Origin of the sequence: Alkalihalobacterium sp. APHAB7 (assembly GCF_048323755.1) — a bacterium.
Taxonomy (GTDB): domain Bacteria; phylum Bacillota; class Bacilli; order Bacillales; family Bacillaceae_F; genus Alkalihalobacterium.
Genome location: NZ_JBLWFS010000002.1, coordinates 172,926 through 191,363, shown reverse-complemented (window position 1 = coordinate 191,363; position 18,438 = coordinate 172,926). Strand labels below are relative to the sequence as shown.

Sequence of the window (18,438 nt, the reverse complement as noted above, 5' to 3'; positions counted from 1 at the left end):
GGAGGGAATACGATGCAAGCTATATCAGAAGTGAACGAAACGGGAAAACGTGTCATTACAAAAAAGCCTGAATTACTCGCACCAGCAGGTAGTTTAGAAAAGCTAAAGATTGCTGTTCATTACGGAGCAGACGCGGTCTTTATCGGTGGACAAGAGTTTGGGCTTCGCTCCAATGCAGACAACTTCTCAAAAGAAGAAATGCGTGAAGGCGTTGAATTTGCGAAGCGTTACGGTGCCAAAGTATATGTGACGACGAATATTTTTGCTCATAATGAAAATATGGACGGCTTAGAAGAATACTTGGAAGGTCTCCAAGAAGTTGGCGTTACAGGTATTATTGTTGCGGACCCATTAATTATTGAAACTTGTCGTCGAGTTGCACCAAATGTTGAAGTGCACCTATCTACACAGCAATCATTAAGTAACTGGTTAGCGGTTAAGTTTTGGAAAGAGCAAGGTTTAGAGCGTGTTGTATTAGCTAGAGAAGTCAGCTTAGAAGAAATGCTTGAAATGAAAAAACACGTCGATATTGAAATTGAAACGTTTATTCACGGTGCCATGTGTATTGCTTATTCAGGACGTTGTGTATTAAGTAACCATATGACAGCTCGTGACTCTAACCGCGGTGGATGTTGTCAGTCCTGTCGTTGGGATTACGACTTATTTGAACAAAAAGAAGAAGAAGGAAAAGGGCTTGTTAAAGAAATTCCTTTGTTTGCCGAAAATGATACGCAATATACAATGAGTCCAAAAGATCTAAATTTGCTTCAATCGATTCCACAATTAATTGAAGCAGGAATTGACAGCTTAAAAGTCGAAGGTCGTATGAAGTCTATTCATTACGTTGCAACTGTAACTTCTGTATACCGAAAAGTGATTGATGCATACTGTGCAGACCCAGACAACTTTGTCATTCAAAAAGAATGGTTAGAGGAACTAGAGAAGTGTGCGAATCGTGATTTTGCACCACAGTTCTTTGAAGCAACACCAACATACAAAGAGCAAATGTATGGCATTCATCCGAAACGTACGACGTATGATTTTGCTGGACTTGTCCTAGACTATGATGATGAGTCAGGAATTGTCACATTGCAGCAACGTAATCACTTTAAACCAGGAGATGAAATTGAATTCTTCGGTCCTGAGATTGAAAACTTCGTTCAAACGGTTGAAACGATTTGGGATGAAGATGGTAACGAATTGGATGCAGCTCGTCACCCGTTGCAAATTGTTAGAATTCAAACGAAGCAACCAGTTTATCCATGGAATATGATGCGTAAAGAGGTTAAATAATGAAACAAAAGCCAATCATAATTGGGGTTGCAGGCGGAACAGGTTCAGGTAAAACGACTGTAGCAAAAGAAATTTTTCACCAATTTAATCAAAAATCTATAGTATTAATTGAGCAAGATGCATATTATAAAGACCAAAGTCACTTATCGTTTGAAGAAAGACTAGGTACTAACTACGATCACCCATTGGCATTTGACAATGATCTTCTAATGCAGCATTTACAAACGTTGTTAAATGGTGAGTCAATAGAAGTACCCGTTTATGACTACGCACAGCATACTAGATCTAATACGTCTATACCTGTATTACCAAAAGATGTCATTATCTTAGAAGGTATTTTAATCTTAGAAGATAAACGACTTCGAGATCTGATGGATATCAAAGTATTTGTGGATACAGATGCCGATATCCGGATATTAAGAAGACTTTCTAGAGACATTCAGGAGCGGGGAAGAACATTAGAATCTGTTGTTGAACAATATACGACTGTAGTTAGACCAATGCATTTACAGTTTATCGAACCAACTAAGCGCTATGCTGATATCATTATTCCTGAAGGTGGACAAAATAGAGTGGCAATTGATTTAATGGTAACGAAAATCCGCTCTATTATTGAAGCCCAGTCCTTTTTAACGAAAAACCAGTAAAAACAAGAAAAAAAGTAAAAAGTTATCAGATCAGGATAGCAGGATACGTTGTTTTTGTTTATACTATAAGAGTATCTTTAAAAGGGCTTTAAAGAACTAATGGGATAAAGAAAAGCGAGGTGATGAACCTTGCTTTTCTTTTACATAGCCTAATTTCTAGAATATTATTTCATAGTAAATTTACTTTTTTTGTAGGAAAGAGGAGTGAACGTCATGGCTGAAGAAAAAACACATTATATGACCCTTGAAGGGAAACAAAAATTAGAAGAAGAGTTAGAGTTTTTAAAAACGGAAAAACGTAAAGAAGTCGTTGAACGTATTAAAGTAGCTCGTAGTTTCGGTGACCTTTCTGAGAACTCAGAGTATGACTCAGCGAAAGAAGAGCAAGCATTTGTTGAAGGACGTATTTCGACTTTAGAAAAAATGATCCGTGATGCAGTCATCATTAAAGAAGATCAAACGAATACTTCTGTTGTTTCTTTAGGAAAAACAGTTCGCTTCGTCGAACTTCCTGATGGAGACGAAGAAGAATATACAATCGTTGGTAGTGCAGAGTCAGATCCGTCTGAAGGCAAGATTTCAAACGACTCTCCAATGGCACAAAGCTTACTTGGAAAATCAGTGGGCGATAAAGTAACCGTTAACACACCAGCTGGTGAAATGGAAGTTAAAATTTTAGAAGTAAAATAATTAGGAAAAGAACTGTTCATTCGTTGAACAGTTCTTTTTATTAGACAAAAAAAGGGTCTCAAAGTAAGAATTTAAAAAATTTATTCACTTACAATATAAACCGTTGTTTGCAAGGGAATATTATTGTACATCCATAGTACATCCTCATTGTGCATGCGAATACACCCTAAGCTAACATGTTTACCAATAGACGAAGGATCGTTGGTACCGTGAATACCGTATTTAAAGTTATTCGTACCTGGAACATTAAGACCTAACCAGTGACTGCCTAGTGGGTTATTTGGGCTGCCTCCAGGAATGTTCTTCGGATTATACCAAGGCTTTTCTACTTTATTGACAATTTGAAACGTTCCTTCAGGTGTTAATGAAAGTTCTTTTCCAGTCGCAACTGAAAAAGTCCTTAATACTTCAGTATTTTGATACACGGTTAATGTATTCGACGTTTTATTGACCTTTATAGTAATCCCACTCGGCTTGTAATTTTTTAATATCGTCGGATGTGGGATCGTTAGTGTCATCCCTGCCTTCACATCGTTCGCTGGATTTACAATATGATTATAATTAGCTAGTGGAATAAGTTGATCTGCATCTCGATAATATCTCATTGTAATGTTAAATAAAGTCTCTCCCGACTGAACATTATGAAAAGCGATAATATCTGGATCTGGGAGTTTTAACTCAAGGCCCGCTTTAAGATCAGTTGCTGGATTGGTAATTTCATTGAATTGAGCGATTTTATGTTGTTGAGTGTCTGGGTTGATATAATATTTTTTTGCGATGCTATATAATGTTTCATTTGGTTTCACTTCGTGAGTAATGACGATTTCAGCTTTTTGACTAGGCTCACTTTTTGGTTGTTCTGCCGGATTTTCTTTTGGCTTTTCATTATTGTGAGGTGCTGGTTTATCTTCATTAGACCTTGTTCCTTGCTCTACTTCTTTTGGCTTTTGTTGACGTGTGTCTTGCCCCGCTTCTTTTTGATCACCTTTTCCATCTGTATCTTCTTGCGTGTTGTCTGTTTCTTCATCCACCTCTTCCTCAGATGGTTCTTCAGTAAGTTCTGTATCGTAAGTTTGCTCCTCTTCTAGCTCGCTACTTTCCTCGTGTTGTTGTCCTTGATTAAAGACCCCTAGTTGGAATGGAACTAACCCAAAGTTTAGTACTGCAGCTGTAGCTCCTCCTAAAGTTAGTAGGAGGACAGCTATTAGAATAAATGAAGATACCTTTCTCTTTTTTTTCTTATGTTTGACTGAACGAGGTACAAACTCACTATGCTCTTTTGATTTCTTAGACACCAAACTTCCTCTTCTCTATAAATAATAACGTTCCAGATTGACTACAAAAAACTAAACATTTATTCCGCAACAATCGAGAAAATCCTTCATCTTTTGACAAAATAGTCGTTTTAAAAATTTAATTAGATCTTAAGTTCTATATTTTCTCATGATACTAAGCAGAAAAGAATTCAAAGGAACTACTCCTTACTATTTATTCGACAATGATAGTCAAATTTCCTATATAAGGTATGAAGGAAGTTAAAAAGTTGACACACCAACCCCGGGTTACATTTTCAAAAGAATGGAGAGTTTTTTCTTGTCTTAGAAATATAGTGGGTATATACTGTGTATATACTTTATGTACAGTCGAGGTGGCAACATGTGGATTCACCTTTCGAATGAATCAAAAGACCCGTTATATAAACAATTAAAAGATCAAATTAAACAACAAATTATTGACGGGACATTAGCAGGAGATACAGAATTACCATCGATCAGAACGTTAGCTAAAAACATTCAAACAAGTGTAATTACTGTCAAACGAGCGTATTCAGAGTTAGAGCAAGAAGAGTTTATTTATACGCGAGCCGGCCGAGGAACGTTTGTAAAAGCAACGGAAAAAAGAATTTTACAACAAAAAGTCGAGAAGCAATTTGAAGCAGAAGTGGATCGACTGTTTCAGCTAGGGGCTACTCTAGGACTCAGTGTAGAAGAGATGATGTCAATGATTCAGAGAGTAAAGGAGGAAAGAAAGTGAAAGGTATCGTTACAGTTAATAGCGCAGTTCAATCCTATAAAGAATTTCAGTTAGGTCCAATTGATTTAAGTATTAAGGAAGGATTTATAACAGCGCTGATCGGACGGAACGGGGCAGGAAAGACCACATTATTAAAAGGGATCGCACATGTTGAACCTTTTTTATCTGGTGAAGTCACTGTTGCAAATAGCTCATATGATCAAGACCGGTTACATTTTAATCGCAATATCTGTTACGTTTCTGAAGACATCAATATGTATAGCGATTTTACAGTGCGACAATCGATTAATTTTGTCTCTTCATTTTACTCCAACTGGGATAGCGACCTTGAAGAAAGGTTATTAAATGAGTTTCAATTATCACCTAAAAAGAAAATTCATCAGCTTTCTAAGGGGATGAAGTTAAAAGTAAATTTGCTTTTAGCTCTTTGCTTTCATCCAAAGGTGCTTATTTTAGATGAACCAACTGCAGGACTCGATCCAGTAGCTAGACAAGAATTATTAGTTTTACTTCAGCAATGGATTGAAACAGGAGATAAGACCGTAATATTATCCTCCCACATAACAACTGATTTTGAACAAATCGCAGACTACATCATTTTTTTAAGGGACGGGCAAATAGCGCTATATGACGATAAGGAACAATTAAAAGATAAGTATCTGTACTTCACGACAAATCACCATACAGATCTCCCTCGTACAGGAGTTTATGGCTATCAAAAAGGACCGTATGAGGTGACAGGTGTAATTGATACTGAGCAGGAAAATACGTTTGATGCGAAATTGCGCCCGGCTACTTTAGATGAAGTTTTATACTACGTAGTGGAAGGTGGGGCAAACGATGCAATCTTTGATTAAGAAAGATTTACTTTCTTTGAAAAGTATTTCAATGATTTTTATTCCGCTCACGATCTTATTCCAATTTTTTATCACCTGGTATGTTAGTAATATGAGCGGATTTTTATTAAATGATTTAAGCGGAGTCATCTTCTTTATTGTATTGTTTAATTTATTGATGAGCTATGGATTGATTACTCATATTTGTAATGCTGAGGAGTTAAGCGGAGTCAATAAAAGGATCCGGAGTTTGCCTATTTCTGCTTCAACGATTGTCGTTGCTAAGTTTAGTTCGGCTCTTATTATAGTGATTAGCATTAATGCAATTACTTTCGGTACGTTGTTTTTTGTTCAAGTGATACTAGGATATTCAATAGGGATAGGGTATTCAGGTGGTGCTGTACAGCTGCTGAATGCATTAATTCTTTTGTTTATTAGTTTTTATTTATTTGCTCATTTTACTTTTGGCTCTTATATAGCGGTTTGGATTGGTCGATTGTTTATTGTTACAGCGGTTTTCCTGCCGATGTTTTTAAGTTGGCCCACGAGTATCGTATTTGGGATACCGATTGCCGTGGTTACACCGTTATTAAATCAATTCTTCTTTATCAGTACTTTATTATTAGTTGGAGGTTCGATGTGGTTTTCCATCCTAAGCTATCGTGATTTTTATAAAACAAAGAAGAAAATCAAGGTGACTGTGTCTTTTTTTAGTACATTTTTCATTCTCATGTTTCTCACAGTGATTTCAGCAGTTGCACTTTCCTCCCCGCCGTTGAATACGAAGGAAGAAATTATTAATCATATATCAGTAGAACATTTAGTTATAAATTATAAACCAGATCAATCAATTGGAAGTGAAATTTATGGAATAGAGTATGAAGTGATTCTCACGGCTTCTCCCTTATCGAACCCAGTGCTTCTTCAAGAGATCGGTATAAGCCTTATTTTTCCTAAAGAAGATCCATTGTATGAATTGATTGGACATGATATGGGGGTTCATTATAGCAGTTGGTCGTTTCATCAGAATCGTCCTACTTTTTGGTTGAACGGAGAAACAAGTTCGTATGATATATACGTTGAACAATTATTAAAAGCAATTAGTGAAAGCCGTCCGCAAATTGCAATTTATGAAAATTTTCAGCAAAATGTACCATCTAGATTGGTAAACTACTAGAAACGTCAAGGAAATAGTAGTAAAATAACTAGAAATTGAAGGTGTTGCATGGTAGTATTAGGTTGGAATTGGGAAGGAGAGATGGCGAATGAACTACTCAACTCGATATGATCAACGTAAAAAACGTCGTTTAAATCGGTTGCTGAATGTAGCAATCGGAATTGTAGCTATCTTAATTATATACGTTGCGGTGAAGGTATTCTTCACTCCTAGTGCCAGTGAAGAAGTAATTGCTGATCTTGAGCAAGAACAACAACAGGAAGAACAACAAGAGCAAAGTACAGAAACGGAACAAACGATCGAAAATGATCGAGATATCGATTCTACTCAAGAAGAAGTAGAAAATGAGGAACTTCGTGAAGAAGAAGAGGATGCAGAGGAAGAGCTGTCTGACGGTGAATGGCAACCGATTGGGACGGTGCAAAGTGAACCATTTCAAATAAACTTTTCAAAAGATCACGTTAATTGGAAAGAAATGACCCATGCCATTCAATATGCAACAGGGTTATATGATGACATCATTATCTGGCGAATTGAGAACGGCGGCGATTCGATGAGTGCAGTTGGAACGGTCAGTGATGCTGCAAATAAAAATACCCCTTACCGAGTGAGGATCGAGTGGGTAACAGAACGTGGTTGGAAACCAGTGGAAGTTATCAAGTTGTCTTCAAATCCTTATTTATAAAACAAACAGATTTTAATAGCTTACTATAAATAAAGGCTCCCCATTCTTATGATGGTGTGGAGCCTTTTTCATTTAGCTTGGGATGTCGATCTATTTTTTCGCTTTAAAATGAACGACTGCTGAATAAATTGGTAAAGAAGTTTTTTGGTCAATGTGTACGTTATGCTGAACATGATGAACTTGTAACAAGAGGACCTTATTATTATCAATTTGTTCATTTATTTGCTTTTCTAACTGTTTTAAGCTACGAGCTTCGAAACATTCGACTTTATCTTCAATCGTATCTAAATGAATTTGCATCGTTATTTCTCCCTTTTTATCAAATTTCAGTTATAATATACCAAGAACTATGGAGATTGTATACTTTACTGTTTTATATGGAAAAATGTTGAAGTAAAAGTTGCAAATGAAAGGAAGATAGACATGAAAATTGGAATAATTGGTGCGATGGATGAAGAAGTAGAATTATTAAAAAGTAAATTAGACAATCGAGTCGATCAATCAATTGCAGGCTGTGAATTTCACGCGGGGAATTTAAATGGTCTTGACGTCGTCCTATTAAAGTCAGGAATCGGAAAAGTGAATGCAGCAATCGGAACAACATTGCTTATTCAATTATATAATGTTGAAAAGATCATTAATACGGGGTCTGCAGGCGGGTTTCATGAAGGATTAAAAGTTGGAGATATCGTCATCTCTACGGAAGTCCGATATAACGACGTTGATGCTACTGTATTTGGGTATGAATTTGGACAGGTCCCAAGAATGCCAGCTTATTATTCTCCAAATGAAAAATTAGTAGCTATTGCAGAAGAAGCAGCGAATGACGTTGGGGTTCATTCTGTAAAAGGACTAATCGTATCTGGCGATTCGTTTATGAGCGACCATGCTCGTGTAGAGGATTTAAAAGCACGTTTTGATAACCCGTATTGTGCCGAGATGGAAGCAGGAGCCATTGCACAAGTTTGTCATCAATTTGATTGTCCATTTGTTATCATACGTTCACTTTCTGATATTGCGGGTAGTGATGCTAAAGTTTCATATGATCAATTTTTGGAAACGGCATCCGTTAATTCTGCAAAGCTTGTTTTACTCATTGTAGATGAGTTGAAAAAGTAAAGAGCGGAGTGTTACAGGTAGTATAAAAACTAGCGAGCACCAACAGTTCTTGAACGGCTCATATCCTATATATTCCCTCTAGTAACAACAGTTACATCCCCTTGTATACACCATTCTATGCTAGAATAGAAGAGTGTTAATAGGGAGGAATGTAAACATGGATGATAAGAAAATTCGTGAAATTAAAGGAAAAATAGAAGACTATAAGCGATTTGGTTTTATTTTATTGTCCTTAAGTATATTTATGTTTCTTGGCATCATTATTCCAAACGATGTTCCTTTAACTGGAAATTATGTTGAATATATGATGGTGGGGACTGTGTTATCGTTAGTGATGGCATTGATTTTTCACCGAAAAGCGATGCGCTATCGCAACCAACTAGATAACGAAGAGCTCGGACAATAATAATATATGATATATATAAATGGAGAAGAGGATGACAATCAGGTCATCCTCTTCTTTGCTACATAAAAGGTGGTATATAAAAAATAAAGAGGTACCAGGTACCTTTAGTGGGCTAAAGGATAACCTGGTACACGGTTGTTTATGTTGCTGGTGGCGTAACGATGTAGTAGATACTAATAAAGAAGATAAAGATTACGAGTACGGATGTATATGCTTTCCATGGTACAAACTTTTGCGTAACAAGCACGATCTTTACACATGTCATGTACATCCAAGCAATCCCTATTATAACACCTATCACTGCGATGAATGGAACCGTCGCATCGACGCTGTCAGCAATAAAACCTGGCATCGCTAGAATAGAAGGGATGAGGGCACCAGCTGAAAGGCGGAAAAGCTGTCCTAGTAAGCCTGGTCCACCAAATCCGCGAGAGGCTGCCCACAATAATAGAGAAAGCGCAACTCTCGTCAGAAAAACCATAATAATTCCAGCGAGGATGAAAAATCCAGGTACGACAATATCTCTTAAAAAGTCAGCTTCAAAGCTGGAAATATAGTCTATATTCTGCTGAATAGAGATAAAGCCATAAATAACCCCTAACAGGATACTTACAAGGTGACCCCATATATTCCATTTTGGAGAAGTCGTTAGTTCAGCTATAGCTTCATTGTTTAGTAGAATGGTGCGAATATAAAGTATCAACCCTGTCATAAATATCCCCTCATTTATATCATTGTTTGTTGTAGCTTTTCTATCTGTCTAGCTGCAGGCACCATCGGCTCGAGGTCGCTTCGGTCCATCAACGTGTCCAAAGACCCGAACACTAATGCTGGCCCTCCAGCGCTTGTCGCCGATAAGCAGGCGCCTTCCGCTTTTCATTGTCTAGTTCCAGCGCTCAGCGTCTAGTGGACTTCGCTCTCCTCCTTACGATAAGTCAACATCTGCTCGTTTGCACTCGCCGTGTTCCTTTATCTCATACGGAGGGCTCCAGTCCATACGTCGCTAATCGAGCGCTTCCGCTTTTCTAACTGTCTAGCTGCAGGCGCCATCGGCTCGAGGTCGCTTCGGTCCATCAACGTGTCCAAAGACCCGGACACTAATGCTGGCCCTCCAGCGCTTGTCGCCGATAAGCAGGCACCTGCCACTTTTCTAAATTAAAATTCCCATGGCATTAGTGCCCAGACAAAGATGGCAATACTTACTGCAGTAATTAAAAATGCTCCAAATGTGCTGTTGTAACGAGCTGGGTTAACGTCGTTCCAACCATGAATACGTTCAATTAACTTGTGATCAGCCTTAGTAGGTAAGTTCTTTTGTAAAGCTGGGATACGATTTGTAATATATGATACTACAATTAGTAAAATAAAGCTAAGCGGTACACATAACATTGCTCCAGATAATCCCATACCATCTGTTAAGGCATGACCACTAACTACGATGTTAGGGAATACGAAAGGAGAAACGATGATGTACAGAATTCCACCAACTACAGATGCTGCCATTGCGCCGTATCTGTTCGCTTCTTTCCACCATACACCCATCATGATGAGTGGGGCATTGGTAACTCCTGCTAATCCAAAGGCCCATAGAATACTTACCGTTAAGAATTCAGGAGGGTTAAAAGCTAGTAGTACACTGACTAAACCACCCATTGCAATTGAAATATACCCTAAGCGTACTTTAGATTTACTTGTTAAGTTTGGCTTAAGTGTCGTTACAATATCTTGAGAAATTAACGCACCGATTGCTAGTAAGTTACCACTTAAAGTAGATAGACCAGCAGAGATGGCACCAGCAATAACAAGTGCAGTTACCCATTCAGGATTGTAAACTAAGTTTAAGATAATTGTTAGTTTATCCGCATCTGCAGAAGAAATTTCTACTCCAGAAATTTGTGTGTAGTATACCCCTGCAAACCCCATTGCATAAGTAGCAGAGAAAACAAGACCTAAAACTAGTGCAAACCATACCATTGCTTGACGTGCACTTTTTAAACTAGAAGCTGTATATATACGCATCGCTAAGTGAGGTAATCCAAGAGAACCAATCGTTAATGCAGGAATAATTGCAAAATACCATTTTGAAGAGTATTGGTAATCAAAGAAACTCGGCATTGCTTCTAACATTGCAGGAACCATATCAGCATATAAAAGTGGAGGGAAGTACCAACCAGTTCCGCCCATTGCTTTCATGATTGCTCCTAATGGAACGATAAACATTAGTGCTATAATAACCATTTGAATAGCAGCGTTGTTTGTAGCTCCACTCATACCACCAATGGTTACATAACCAACAATTAAAATACCACCAACAATAAGTCCAGTAATATAAGGAATACCAAGTAACGTTTCAAATGTAACAGCAATACCGATCATTTGTCCTAGTGCGTACATAATTGAAACTAAGATCATAAATAATGCAGCGATAATTGATGCAGTCACACCGTAACGTTCACGGACGAAGTGAGTAGGTGAGAAAGCACCCATACGACGTAAAGATGTTCCATAAATAATTGTAATTAAAGGAATAGCTAAAATCATTTGGATCCATAACATAACGAATGGAACTTGGAGATTTAGAATTAATCCGGTTACTCCTAAAAATGTAGCTAAACTCATGTATGTGGAAGCCATTGCAAGACCATTGGTTACTGGTCCTACACCACCGCCAGCGGCATATAAGTCCTCGACGGATTTACTGGCACGGTTGGAAAAATAACTTACAGCATAGAATAATACGAATGTTGCGATAACGATTACGATACCTATAATTGGATTGGATAACTGCCATGTTTGGTCCATCTTAACTTACTCCTTTCTGGCTATCATTTGTGTCTTGACTTAAACGAGCATTTTCTTCATCAATTGCTTCATCGATGTGATTTCCAATTTTACCTGCAATTAGAGTTAAAATGAAAATACCAAACCAACCGATTAAGATTGGTACGATGTACATGATCGGAAACCCAAACAAGTTACCTTCTACTGGAAAGATAGAAAAGATAAAGCCGACATGCCCAGCCAGTAGGAAAATTGCTGACATAATAATTGTGAACCAAACTTCTTTTTTATACGCACTCATTAAAAATTCTCCCCCTTCATTTTGTAAGTGCTTTCATTTTTACATAAGCTCACTAACCCATTGATGAACTGAACGAACACTCAATCTGTCTTCAAACTAAAAATAAAGCTGACCGACCAGTCAGTTTTCTGAAAATGAACTCCACTAGTTGAAGAAAAAATGAGTTAAAAGGATCCCCCTCCCTTTCGCAAGTAGAGAAAAATTAGTAAACTTAATTAGAATTTACACGAAATTTGGAATTGTTTCAAGATTAAATCGTAAGAAAATTATATTTAATTTTAAGTTTTCTGATATTTTATACGAATTTCTATACATTAAATTACATAATTAGAAAGAGTTGATAAACATGAAAGAGTTATTACGACGGAAAACAACGAACCGCCCAATTGTCTTGTTTGCGATTATCATGGCAATGTTTATGGCAGCCGTTGAAGCCACGATCGTCGCTACTGCCATGCCAGGAATTGTTTCAGAGTTAGGCGGTTTTAGCTTATTCACTTGGGTTTTTGGCGGTTATCTACTAATGCAAGTTGTATCGATCCCGATCTATGGCAAGTTAGCTGATTTATTTGGAAGAAAGATTATTTTTTCAATTGGAATTCTAATCTTTCTTGTTGGGTCTATATGGTGCGGATTTGCCACTTCGATGGAATGGTTAATTATTGCTAGATTTATTCAAGGTCTAGGAGCAGGTGCAGTTCAACCGATTGCAACGACGATTGTCGGGGATATCTACACAAAAGAAGAACGAGCCAGCATTCAAGGCTATTTAGCAAGTATTTGGGGAATCTCCTCCATCCTTGGGCCAGTTTTAGGTGGAGTATTTGTTCAATACGTCCATTGGTCATGGATATTTTGGATGAATATTCCGTTCGGTTTGCTAGCGGTTCTTTTAATCGTATTATTTTTAAAAGAAAATATTGAGAAAACAAAACCAGCAGTCGACTATTTCGGAGCGCTCTTAATATTAATAAGTGTGGGATCTTTAATGATGGTGTTAATTCAAGGCGGGGTTCAATGGGACTGGTTTTCACTACCTATCATACTATGTATCAGTTTATTTGGTATTAGTTTTATTGCGTTTATTTATCAAGAAAAACGAGCGCAGGAACCGATTATGTCGATGGATATATGGGGAACACCGTTAATTGTGATTGCAAATATTGCATCATTTGCATCGGGAGCATTGCTGCTGGCAGTATCGTCCTTTCTTCCTACGTATGTTCAAGGAGTCATGAATCAGCCGGCAATAATTGCAGGTTTCACATTAACGATGATTTCAATTGGCTGGCCGATATCATCAACGATCGCAGGAAAACTTTTACTTAAAATTGGGTACAGAAAAGCAGCACTTATTGGCGGCTTTGCTTTAGTTTTAGGATCGACATTTTATTTAACTTTATCGCTCGTCCATCACCCGGTTTGGGCAGGCCTTGGTTCGTTTTTTATTGGGGTAGGAATGGGATTTTCAACGACAACTTTTATTGTTTCGATACAAAGTCATGTGGATTGGAAAAAGAGAGGTGTGGCCACGGCTTCCAATATGTTTATGAGAACATTAGGAGGCGCAGTTGGAGTGGCCTTATTAGGTGGGATTCTAAATAGTAAGTTAAAGTCACAACTTGAAGGGGTTATAGGAACTTTTGACTATGAATTGGATATGGATATCGTCAATATTATATTAAGTCCCGAACAAAGAAAAGTACTGTCTGAACAAGAAGTCGTATTTATTCAAGAAGCTCTTTCACAGGCATTATCTTATGTGTATTGGGGAATTTTCATATTCGCACTCATTAGTCTCGTTTTAATTTTCTTTTTACCGCAAGATGAAAAGGTGAATGAAAATTAAATGTCAGATTTAATTAACTCAATAAAATGTTGAAGAATACGAGCCGTTAAGCCCCAAATGACGTACTGATCGTAGAAGTAAAAAAACTCTGGAAACGAATGGGTTCGTTTCGTATAGGCTTCTCGATTCGGAATGCGGTCAAATGGAAAGTTTTCATCAGGTTCAAAATGAATATTCATATTGTACATTTTCGGTTCTGTTTCTAGTAAAAAGGATAAAGGAACCGTAAATACTTCTTCAACTTCATGTTCACTCGGTGAAACCTTTTCTGGTGACAAGATTTGACCAACAAACGGGAAGATTGTCCCGCGAAATGGTGTAACTAAGACGTCTAGTGGCGCAATGGTAGCAATATCAGCGTCCGTTAGTCCTAGTTCTTCACACAATTCACGTTTCGCTGTTTCTTCTTCAGATGGGTCCGTTACATCAATTTTTCCACCAGGAAAGCAAATTTCACCGGGTTGACGGCTTAATTGTTTGGAGCGGACTTCAAATAAGATGTGAAGTTCATGGTCCTTTTCAATTATGGGGACGAATACTGCTGATTTTAAAGCACGTGAATCCTTTAAGACACCGGCATCTCTTTTTGCGAGGAGTTGCTTGATTTGGTCTAAATTTACAGACATTTCCTCCACCTCTTTGACAGTTTTATTCTTATCATACCAAAAAAGAAGCTGACTCATAAAAGTTATGCTCCTCAATGAATGTAATCATGAGAAGTTACCATTGTTTGAGTCAGCTTGATTTATGTGCGTATATTGTATTTTTGTGAATGAATACCTAGTTCGAGCGCAATTAGGCTGGGCCGAGCGCTTTATCCCATTTCATTGTCTAAATGAATTAAAGTTTTTCATTAAACCAATTAACGATATGGTTTAAACGCTCAATGCGAAGATGTGGCGGGCCACTGCGTGAAAGCTCATGGTTCGATTCTGGAAAACGAACAAACATCGTATCTTTCTTTTGATGCTTTAAGGCAATGTAAAGTTGCTCGGCTTGTTCAATCGGACAACGATAGTCGTTTTCACCGTGCAAAATTAATAATGGTGTTTCAACGTTCTTCACATAACGAAGTGGAGAGTGGTACCACAGTTTTTCTGGATCCTCTTGGAAGCAAGCCCCAATTTCCCATTTCGTAAAAAAGTAACCAATATCACTAACCCCATAAAAACTCGTCCAGTTTGAAATCGAACGTTGGGTAACAGCAGCTTTAAAGCGATTCGTATGACCAACGATCCAGTTTGTCATAAAACCACCGTAGCTACCGCCAGTTACGCCTAGGCGGTCTTGATCGATGTAATCAAAGTTTTCTAACGCAAAATCAACGGCTGACATTAGATCTTCATAATCTTTTCCACCATAATCGCCACGACAAGCATTCACAAACTTTTGGCCGTAACCGTGACTTCCTCGAGGGTTCGTATAAAGAACAACATAACCTTGAGCGGCTAAAAGTTGTAACTCATGGAAGAATGAGTTGGCGTACATAGCATGCGGGCCACCATGAATTTCTAAGATCATTGGATATTTTTTACCTTCTTCAAAGCCATAGGGTTTCATTACCCACCCATGGACTTCCCAGCCATCACTTGCTTTTGCTGTAATTGGCTCAGGGATGGAAAGGTGGATTTCTGAAAGAAAACCTTCATTAATATACGTTAACCTCGTTTTCTTTTTCTCCCCTAGGACGATTTTGTAAAGGTCTCCTGGGTTGGAAGCATCACTAAGTCCAATAATCGCAAACTGTCTAGCTTCATCGAACGTATAACCATACACATGACCTTCTTCAGCGAAAATAGGTGTAATTTCATGATTCTCATCAATCGCATAAAGGCTCGTATTTCCATTTTCACTACCAGTGAAGTAAAGAGTTTTACCATCTTTTGACCAGATTGGACCTGGGTTTGGATGACCAGATCGCATGTCAGAAATCGCAGCATCTGTAATATGGACATCCCACGTTTCTGTAATACATTTCTTTTCTTTCGTGCTGATATCAATCGTGTAAATTTGGTTGATGGTTGCCCCTAAATATTCAAGTTCGTTACCAAAACAAGCAATCGTTTGTCCATCAGGTGACCATGTTGGGTTCATGTAAACCCCGTTATGATCCGTTAACAAAGTAAGCTCTTTCGTTTCTACATGTAAAAGGTAGAGATCGGAAACGATTTGGAAGTCCGCGTCGTCTGTTAAGTTTGCTGAAAGGGCGATCGATTTACCATCTGGTGACCATGAGCTCGGTTCATAACTAAAACGGCCAGAAGTAAGTTCTGTTATTTCTTTTGTTTCTAAATGAATAAGTGCAAGTTGTTGATAGGTTTCGTTATGGAAGCCTGCACCATCTGATTTATATTTTAAGCGATTAATAACAAGAGGCTCTGATTTTTTGTTTTCTTTTTTCTTTTCCTCTTGATCAAAGACACTTTCATCTTGACCTTGTTTTAATGACGTTTTAAAAAGTAATTGTGTACCACACGGTGACCAAACTGGGTGTGATGCACCATTTTTACTTTGGGTTACTTGTTGTGGCTCTCCACCTTCAGTAGAGATGACCCAAATTTGTGATTTACCTGAACGATTCGAAACAAAAGCGAGTTTCTTTCCATCTGGAGAAAAGCATGGAGAGTGATCGCGTACTTTTCCGAATGTCCACTGTACACTAGAAGCTTCATCTAAACGTTGGAAATGAAGGTGAGAACGGTACTCTTGATCTTCATCAATTGTTGTTTTTACAAATACAAACTTTCCGTTGCATGGAGAAATTTGAGCTTCACCGACGTTCGAAATTTTAAACAGATCCTCACTTGTGATTGGTCTTTTGTTTGGCATATGTATCCCCCTTAATGAATTTCAAACGTATTTTTATTAACTTCTAGTTGAACCATTACATTCGACTTGCTAATACCAGAAATCGTATTCAAGCCTTTCAAAAACAATGTTAAATCATCATATGTTTTAACATTTACTTGCATGAGCAGTTGATATTCCCCAGTGATCAAAGAAACGTGCCGAACTTCTTTAAATGACATTATTTCTTCCATTACATCATTCAACTTCTGTGCTTCAACACCTAGTTGTAAGATCGCGGAAACTTTTAGCCCAAGCGAGATAGGATTAACGACGCCAACTACTTCTAAGATTCCTTGATCTACAAGAGTTCTATAACGGGTACGCACTGTTTTTTCCGTAACCTCCAGTTGGCTAGCAATTTCAGTGAAAGACATTCTTCCATCCATTGAAAGCAGCCTGAGGATGCTCTTATCCAGGTCATCAATATCCTTCAAGAAAGAAATACCTCCTTTAGGTTATAAAAAGAAAGATAGGGTCTAATTCTGTTCGCTCTCTGCAAGGATACTCCTAAAATAAGAATGATTCTAATAAAAAATGACTTAAATCAGGACTAGCTAAAGTATATAAAAAATATTCTTAAAACTCAATTGTTTTACAAATTATCTGGTAAATTCATCGTATAATGATGGTATGTGATTTTTAATCGAGGTGAATGAGTTGACGGCTATAAAAGTATTAATTGCGGATGATCAAACATTAATGAGGGAAGGTTTGAAAACGATCATTGATCTTGAAGAAGATATGGAAGTTGTTGCGACCGCTCAAGATGGACAAGATGCAATTGAAAAAGTAAAAATGTTTGAGCCGAACTTAATCTTAATGGATATTAAAATGCCAAACATGAACGGGATCGATAGCTTAAAAAAAATAAAAAAACGAAACCCACAGATGAGAATTGTTATTTTAACGACGTTTGCTGAAGACGACTATATTATTGAAGGTTTAGCAAGTGGTGCGGATGGATTTTTGCTAAAAGATATGAATTATGATCAATTAATTCACTCCATTCGCGAGGCAGCAGTTGGCCAATTAATGCTCCCGTCGGTCATTGCATCAAAATTAGCACAGCGTCTTTCAAAATTTAATTCGGTCATCGAAAATGAAATTAACGTTGATAAGCTTAAAAAGAACGGTATTCATTTATCTGAACGAGAACGAGAAGTTGCTTCTTTAATTGTCAAAGGATTTAGCAATCGTAAAATTGCCGGACAACTTTTTATTAGTGAAGGAACGGTAAAAAATTACATCAGTGAAATTTACAGCAAACTAGGGGTGAAAGACCGCGCTCAAGCGATTGTTTATTTAAAAGAACTGCAGTTGAAATAATTCGATTTTCCTTTTTTATCAAATAAAAGATTGTGACATAATTTTCATGTTCTTGTAAATCCTATGTGTAGGGTAAATAGAAAGGATTGAATGAATCATGGAAAAAAAGCAACAAATGGAACAGATCGTAAACGATTTCTTACAACATGCACAGTCGATTTCCGGCGACTTAAAATCAAATTTAAATCAAGTGAAGGAGCAACTTCAGTCCATGTCATCAGAGGACATTGATATGAAAAGTGATCATGTATTTACATCTCCAGCCAATCAACATCAGCAACAAGATGATCCTCAATCGATGCTTCAATCGATGTACGGCGAAATGGAAAGAGTGGCTAGACAAGAGCAAGATAACCAACAATTACAAGAAGTGATCCAACAAATGAGATATTACTTCAATATTGAAGAAAAAGACGGATTTTTTCCGTAAGAAGATCTGACATA

At 37.6% G+C, this 18,438-nt stretch carries 21 protein-coding genes; 12 read left to right on the top strand and 9 right to left on the bottom strand.

From position 1 onward, the window contains the following. Positions 1–12: 12 nt before the first annotated feature. The 3 genes from ACNSTQ_RS03320 (at position 13) to greA (ending at position 2,630) form a co-directional block, all read left to right on the top strand. Positions 13–1,293 carry a peptidase U32 family protein gene (locus ACNSTQ_RS03320; protein ID WP_418198427.1) on the top strand — a complete coding sequence of 427 codons (1,281 nt, stop codon included), beginning with the start codon at positions 13–15 and terminating at the stop codon, positions 1,291–1,293. After that, positions 1,293–1,940: a uridine kinase gene (gene udk, locus ACNSTQ_RS03315; RefSeq protein ID WP_418198426.1), complete on the top strand. Its 648-nt coding sequence runs from the start codon at positions 1,293–1,295 to the stop codon at positions 1,938–1,940. The genes ACNSTQ_RS03320 and udk overlap by 1 nt, the downstream gene beginning before the upstream one ends. A 213-nt stretch (positions 1,941–2,153) precedes the next feature. Then, positions 2,154–2,630, top strand: a complete 477-nt coding sequence (gene greA, locus ACNSTQ_RS03310) for a transcription elongation factor GreA (protein ID WP_418198425.1) — start codon at positions 2,154–2,156, stop codon at positions 2,628–2,630. A gap of 80 nt (positions 2,631–2,710) precedes the next feature. On the opposite strand, the gene ACNSTQ_RS03305 is transcribed toward greA, so the two are convergent. After that, positions 2,711–3,925, bottom strand: a complete 1,215-nt coding sequence (locus ACNSTQ_RS03305) for a L,D-transpeptidase family protein (protein WP_418198424.1) — start codon at positions 3,923–3,925, stop codon at positions 2,711–2,713. 361 nt (positions 3,926–4,286) lie between these two features. Here ACNSTQ_RS03305 and ACNSTQ_RS03300 point away from each other — a divergent pair, with 361 nt between their 5' ends. The 4 genes from ACNSTQ_RS03300 to ACNSTQ_RS03285 all read left to right on the top strand — a co-directional run bounded on the left by ACNSTQ_RS03300 (position 4,287) and on the right by ACNSTQ_RS03285 (position 7,362). Then, on the top strand, positions 4,287–4,664 hold the full coding sequence (locus ACNSTQ_RS03300; RefSeq protein WP_418198423.1) for a GntR family transcriptional regulator: 378 nt from the start codon (positions 4,287–4,289) through the stop codon (positions 4,662–4,664). Continuing rightward, entirely contained in the window at positions 4,661–5,521 is an 861-nt protein-coding gene (locus ACNSTQ_RS03295; protein ID WP_418198422.1) for an ABC transporter ATP-binding protein, read from the top strand. The genes ACNSTQ_RS03300 and ACNSTQ_RS03295 overlap by 4 nt, the downstream gene beginning before the upstream one ends. Continuing rightward, the gene (locus ACNSTQ_RS03290; protein WP_418198421.1) at positions 5,505–6,677 is read left to right on the top strand and encodes an ABC-2 transporter permease; all 1,173 of its coding nucleotides are present in this window, start codon (positions 5,505–5,507) and stop codon (positions 6,675–6,677) included. The genes ACNSTQ_RS03295 and ACNSTQ_RS03290 overlap by 17 nt, the downstream gene beginning before the upstream one ends. An 88-nt stretch (positions 6,678–6,765) precedes the next feature. Continuing rightward, complete coding sequence (locus tag ACNSTQ_RS03285; RefSeq protein ID WP_418198420.1) at positions 6,766–7,362, top strand: YrrS family protein; 597 nt, start codon at positions 6,766–6,768, stop codon at positions 7,360–7,362. Between the two features lie 90 nt (positions 7,363–7,452). Here the strand turns inward: ACNSTQ_RS03285 and ACNSTQ_RS03280 are convergent, their stop codons facing one another. Next, complete coding sequence (locus ACNSTQ_RS03280; RefSeq protein ID WP_418198419.1) at positions 7,453–7,662, bottom strand: DUF2536 family protein; 210 nt, start codon at positions 7,660–7,662, stop codon at positions 7,453–7,455. 123 nt (positions 7,663–7,785) lie between these two features. On the opposite strand from ACNSTQ_RS03280, the gene mtnN reads away from it, so the two are divergent. Both mtnN and ACNSTQ_RS03270 read left to right on the top strand, forming a co-directional pair. Then, positions 7,786–8,481, top strand: coding sequence for a 5'-methylthioadenosine/S-adenosylhomocysteine nucleosidase (mtnN, locus tag ACNSTQ_RS03275; RefSeq protein ID WP_418198418.1), 696 nt, complete (start codon positions 7,786–7,788; stop codon positions 8,479–8,481). A gap of 157 nt (positions 8,482–8,638) precedes the next feature. Next, positions 8,639–8,887, top strand: coding sequence for a YrhC family protein (locus ACNSTQ_RS03270; protein WP_418198417.1), 249 nt, complete (start codon positions 8,639–8,641; stop codon positions 8,885–8,887). A 139-nt stretch (positions 8,888–9,026) separates the two neighbouring features. Here ACNSTQ_RS03270 and ACNSTQ_RS03265 read toward each other — a convergent pair whose 3' ends face one another. The 4 genes from ACNSTQ_RS03265 to ACNSTQ_RS03250 form a co-directional block, all read right to left on the bottom strand. Further along, positions 9,027–9,599: a hypothetical protein gene (locus tag ACNSTQ_RS03265; protein WP_418198416.1), complete on the bottom strand. Its 573-nt coding sequence runs from the start codon at positions 9,597–9,599 to the stop codon at positions 9,027–9,029. Between the two features lie 257 nt (positions 9,600–9,856). Continuing rightward, positions 9,857–9,985 carry a hypothetical protein gene (locus ACNSTQ_RS03260; protein WP_418198415.1) on the bottom strand — a complete coding sequence of 43 codons (129 nt, stop codon included), beginning with the start codon at positions 9,983–9,985 and terminating at the stop codon, positions 9,857–9,859. A 57-nt stretch (positions 9,986–10,042) separates the two neighbouring features. Further along, on the bottom strand, positions 10,043–11,689 hold the full coding sequence (locus ACNSTQ_RS03255) for a sodium:solute symporter family transporter (protein WP_418198414.1): 1,647 nt from the start codon (positions 11,687–11,689) through the stop codon (positions 10,043–10,045). Between the two features lies 1 nt (position 11,690). Beyond that, positions 11,691–11,969 (bottom strand): hypothetical protein, encoded by a 279-nt coding sequence (locus ACNSTQ_RS03250; protein WP_275118377.1) that lies wholly within the window; start codon positions 11,967–11,969, stop codon positions 11,691–11,693. A 346-nt stretch (positions 11,970–12,315) separates the two neighbouring features. Here ACNSTQ_RS03250 and ACNSTQ_RS03245 point away from each other — a divergent pair, with 346 nt between their 5' ends. Beyond that, positions 12,316–13,818 carry an MDR family MFS transporter gene (locus ACNSTQ_RS03245; RefSeq protein WP_418198413.1) on the top strand — a complete coding sequence of 501 codons (1,503 nt, stop codon included), beginning with the start codon at positions 12,316–12,318 and terminating at the stop codon, positions 13,816–13,818. Here the strand turns inward: ACNSTQ_RS03245 and ACNSTQ_RS03240 are convergent. The 3 genes from ACNSTQ_RS03240 to ACNSTQ_RS03230 form a co-directional block, all read right to left on the bottom strand. Further along, positions 13,815–14,444 (bottom strand): NUDIX hydrolase, encoded by a 630-nt coding sequence (locus ACNSTQ_RS03240; RefSeq protein ID WP_418198412.1) that lies wholly within the window; start codon positions 14,442–14,444, stop codon positions 13,815–13,817. The genes ACNSTQ_RS03245 and ACNSTQ_RS03240 overlap by 4 nt on opposite strands. Before the next feature lie 214 nt (positions 14,445–14,658). Next, positions 14,659–16,647, bottom strand: coding sequence for a prolyl oligopeptidase family serine peptidase (locus tag ACNSTQ_RS03235; RefSeq protein ID WP_418198411.1), 1,989 nt, complete (start codon positions 16,645–16,647; stop codon positions 14,659–14,661). An 11-nt stretch (positions 16,648–16,658) separates the two neighbouring features. Further along, the gene (locus tag ACNSTQ_RS03230) at positions 16,659–17,102 is read right to left on the bottom strand and encodes an Lrp/AsnC family transcriptional regulator (RefSeq protein WP_418198410.1); all 444 of its coding nucleotides are present in this window, start codon (positions 17,100–17,102) and stop codon (positions 16,659–16,661) included. A 223-nt stretch (positions 17,103–17,325) separates the two neighbouring features. On the opposite strand from ACNSTQ_RS03230, the gene ACNSTQ_RS03225 reads away from it, so the two are divergent. After that, on the top strand, positions 17,326–17,994 hold the full coding sequence (locus tag ACNSTQ_RS03225; RefSeq protein ID WP_418198409.1) for a response regulator: 669 nt from the start codon (positions 17,326–17,328) through the stop codon (positions 17,992–17,994). Between the two features lie 97 nt (positions 17,995–18,091). Further along, on the top strand, positions 18,092–18,424 hold the full coding sequence (locus ACNSTQ_RS03220) for a hypothetical protein (RefSeq protein WP_418198408.1): 333 nt from the start codon (positions 18,092–18,094) through the stop codon (positions 18,422–18,424). The last annotated feature ends 14 nt before the right edge of the window (positions 18,425–18,438 follow it).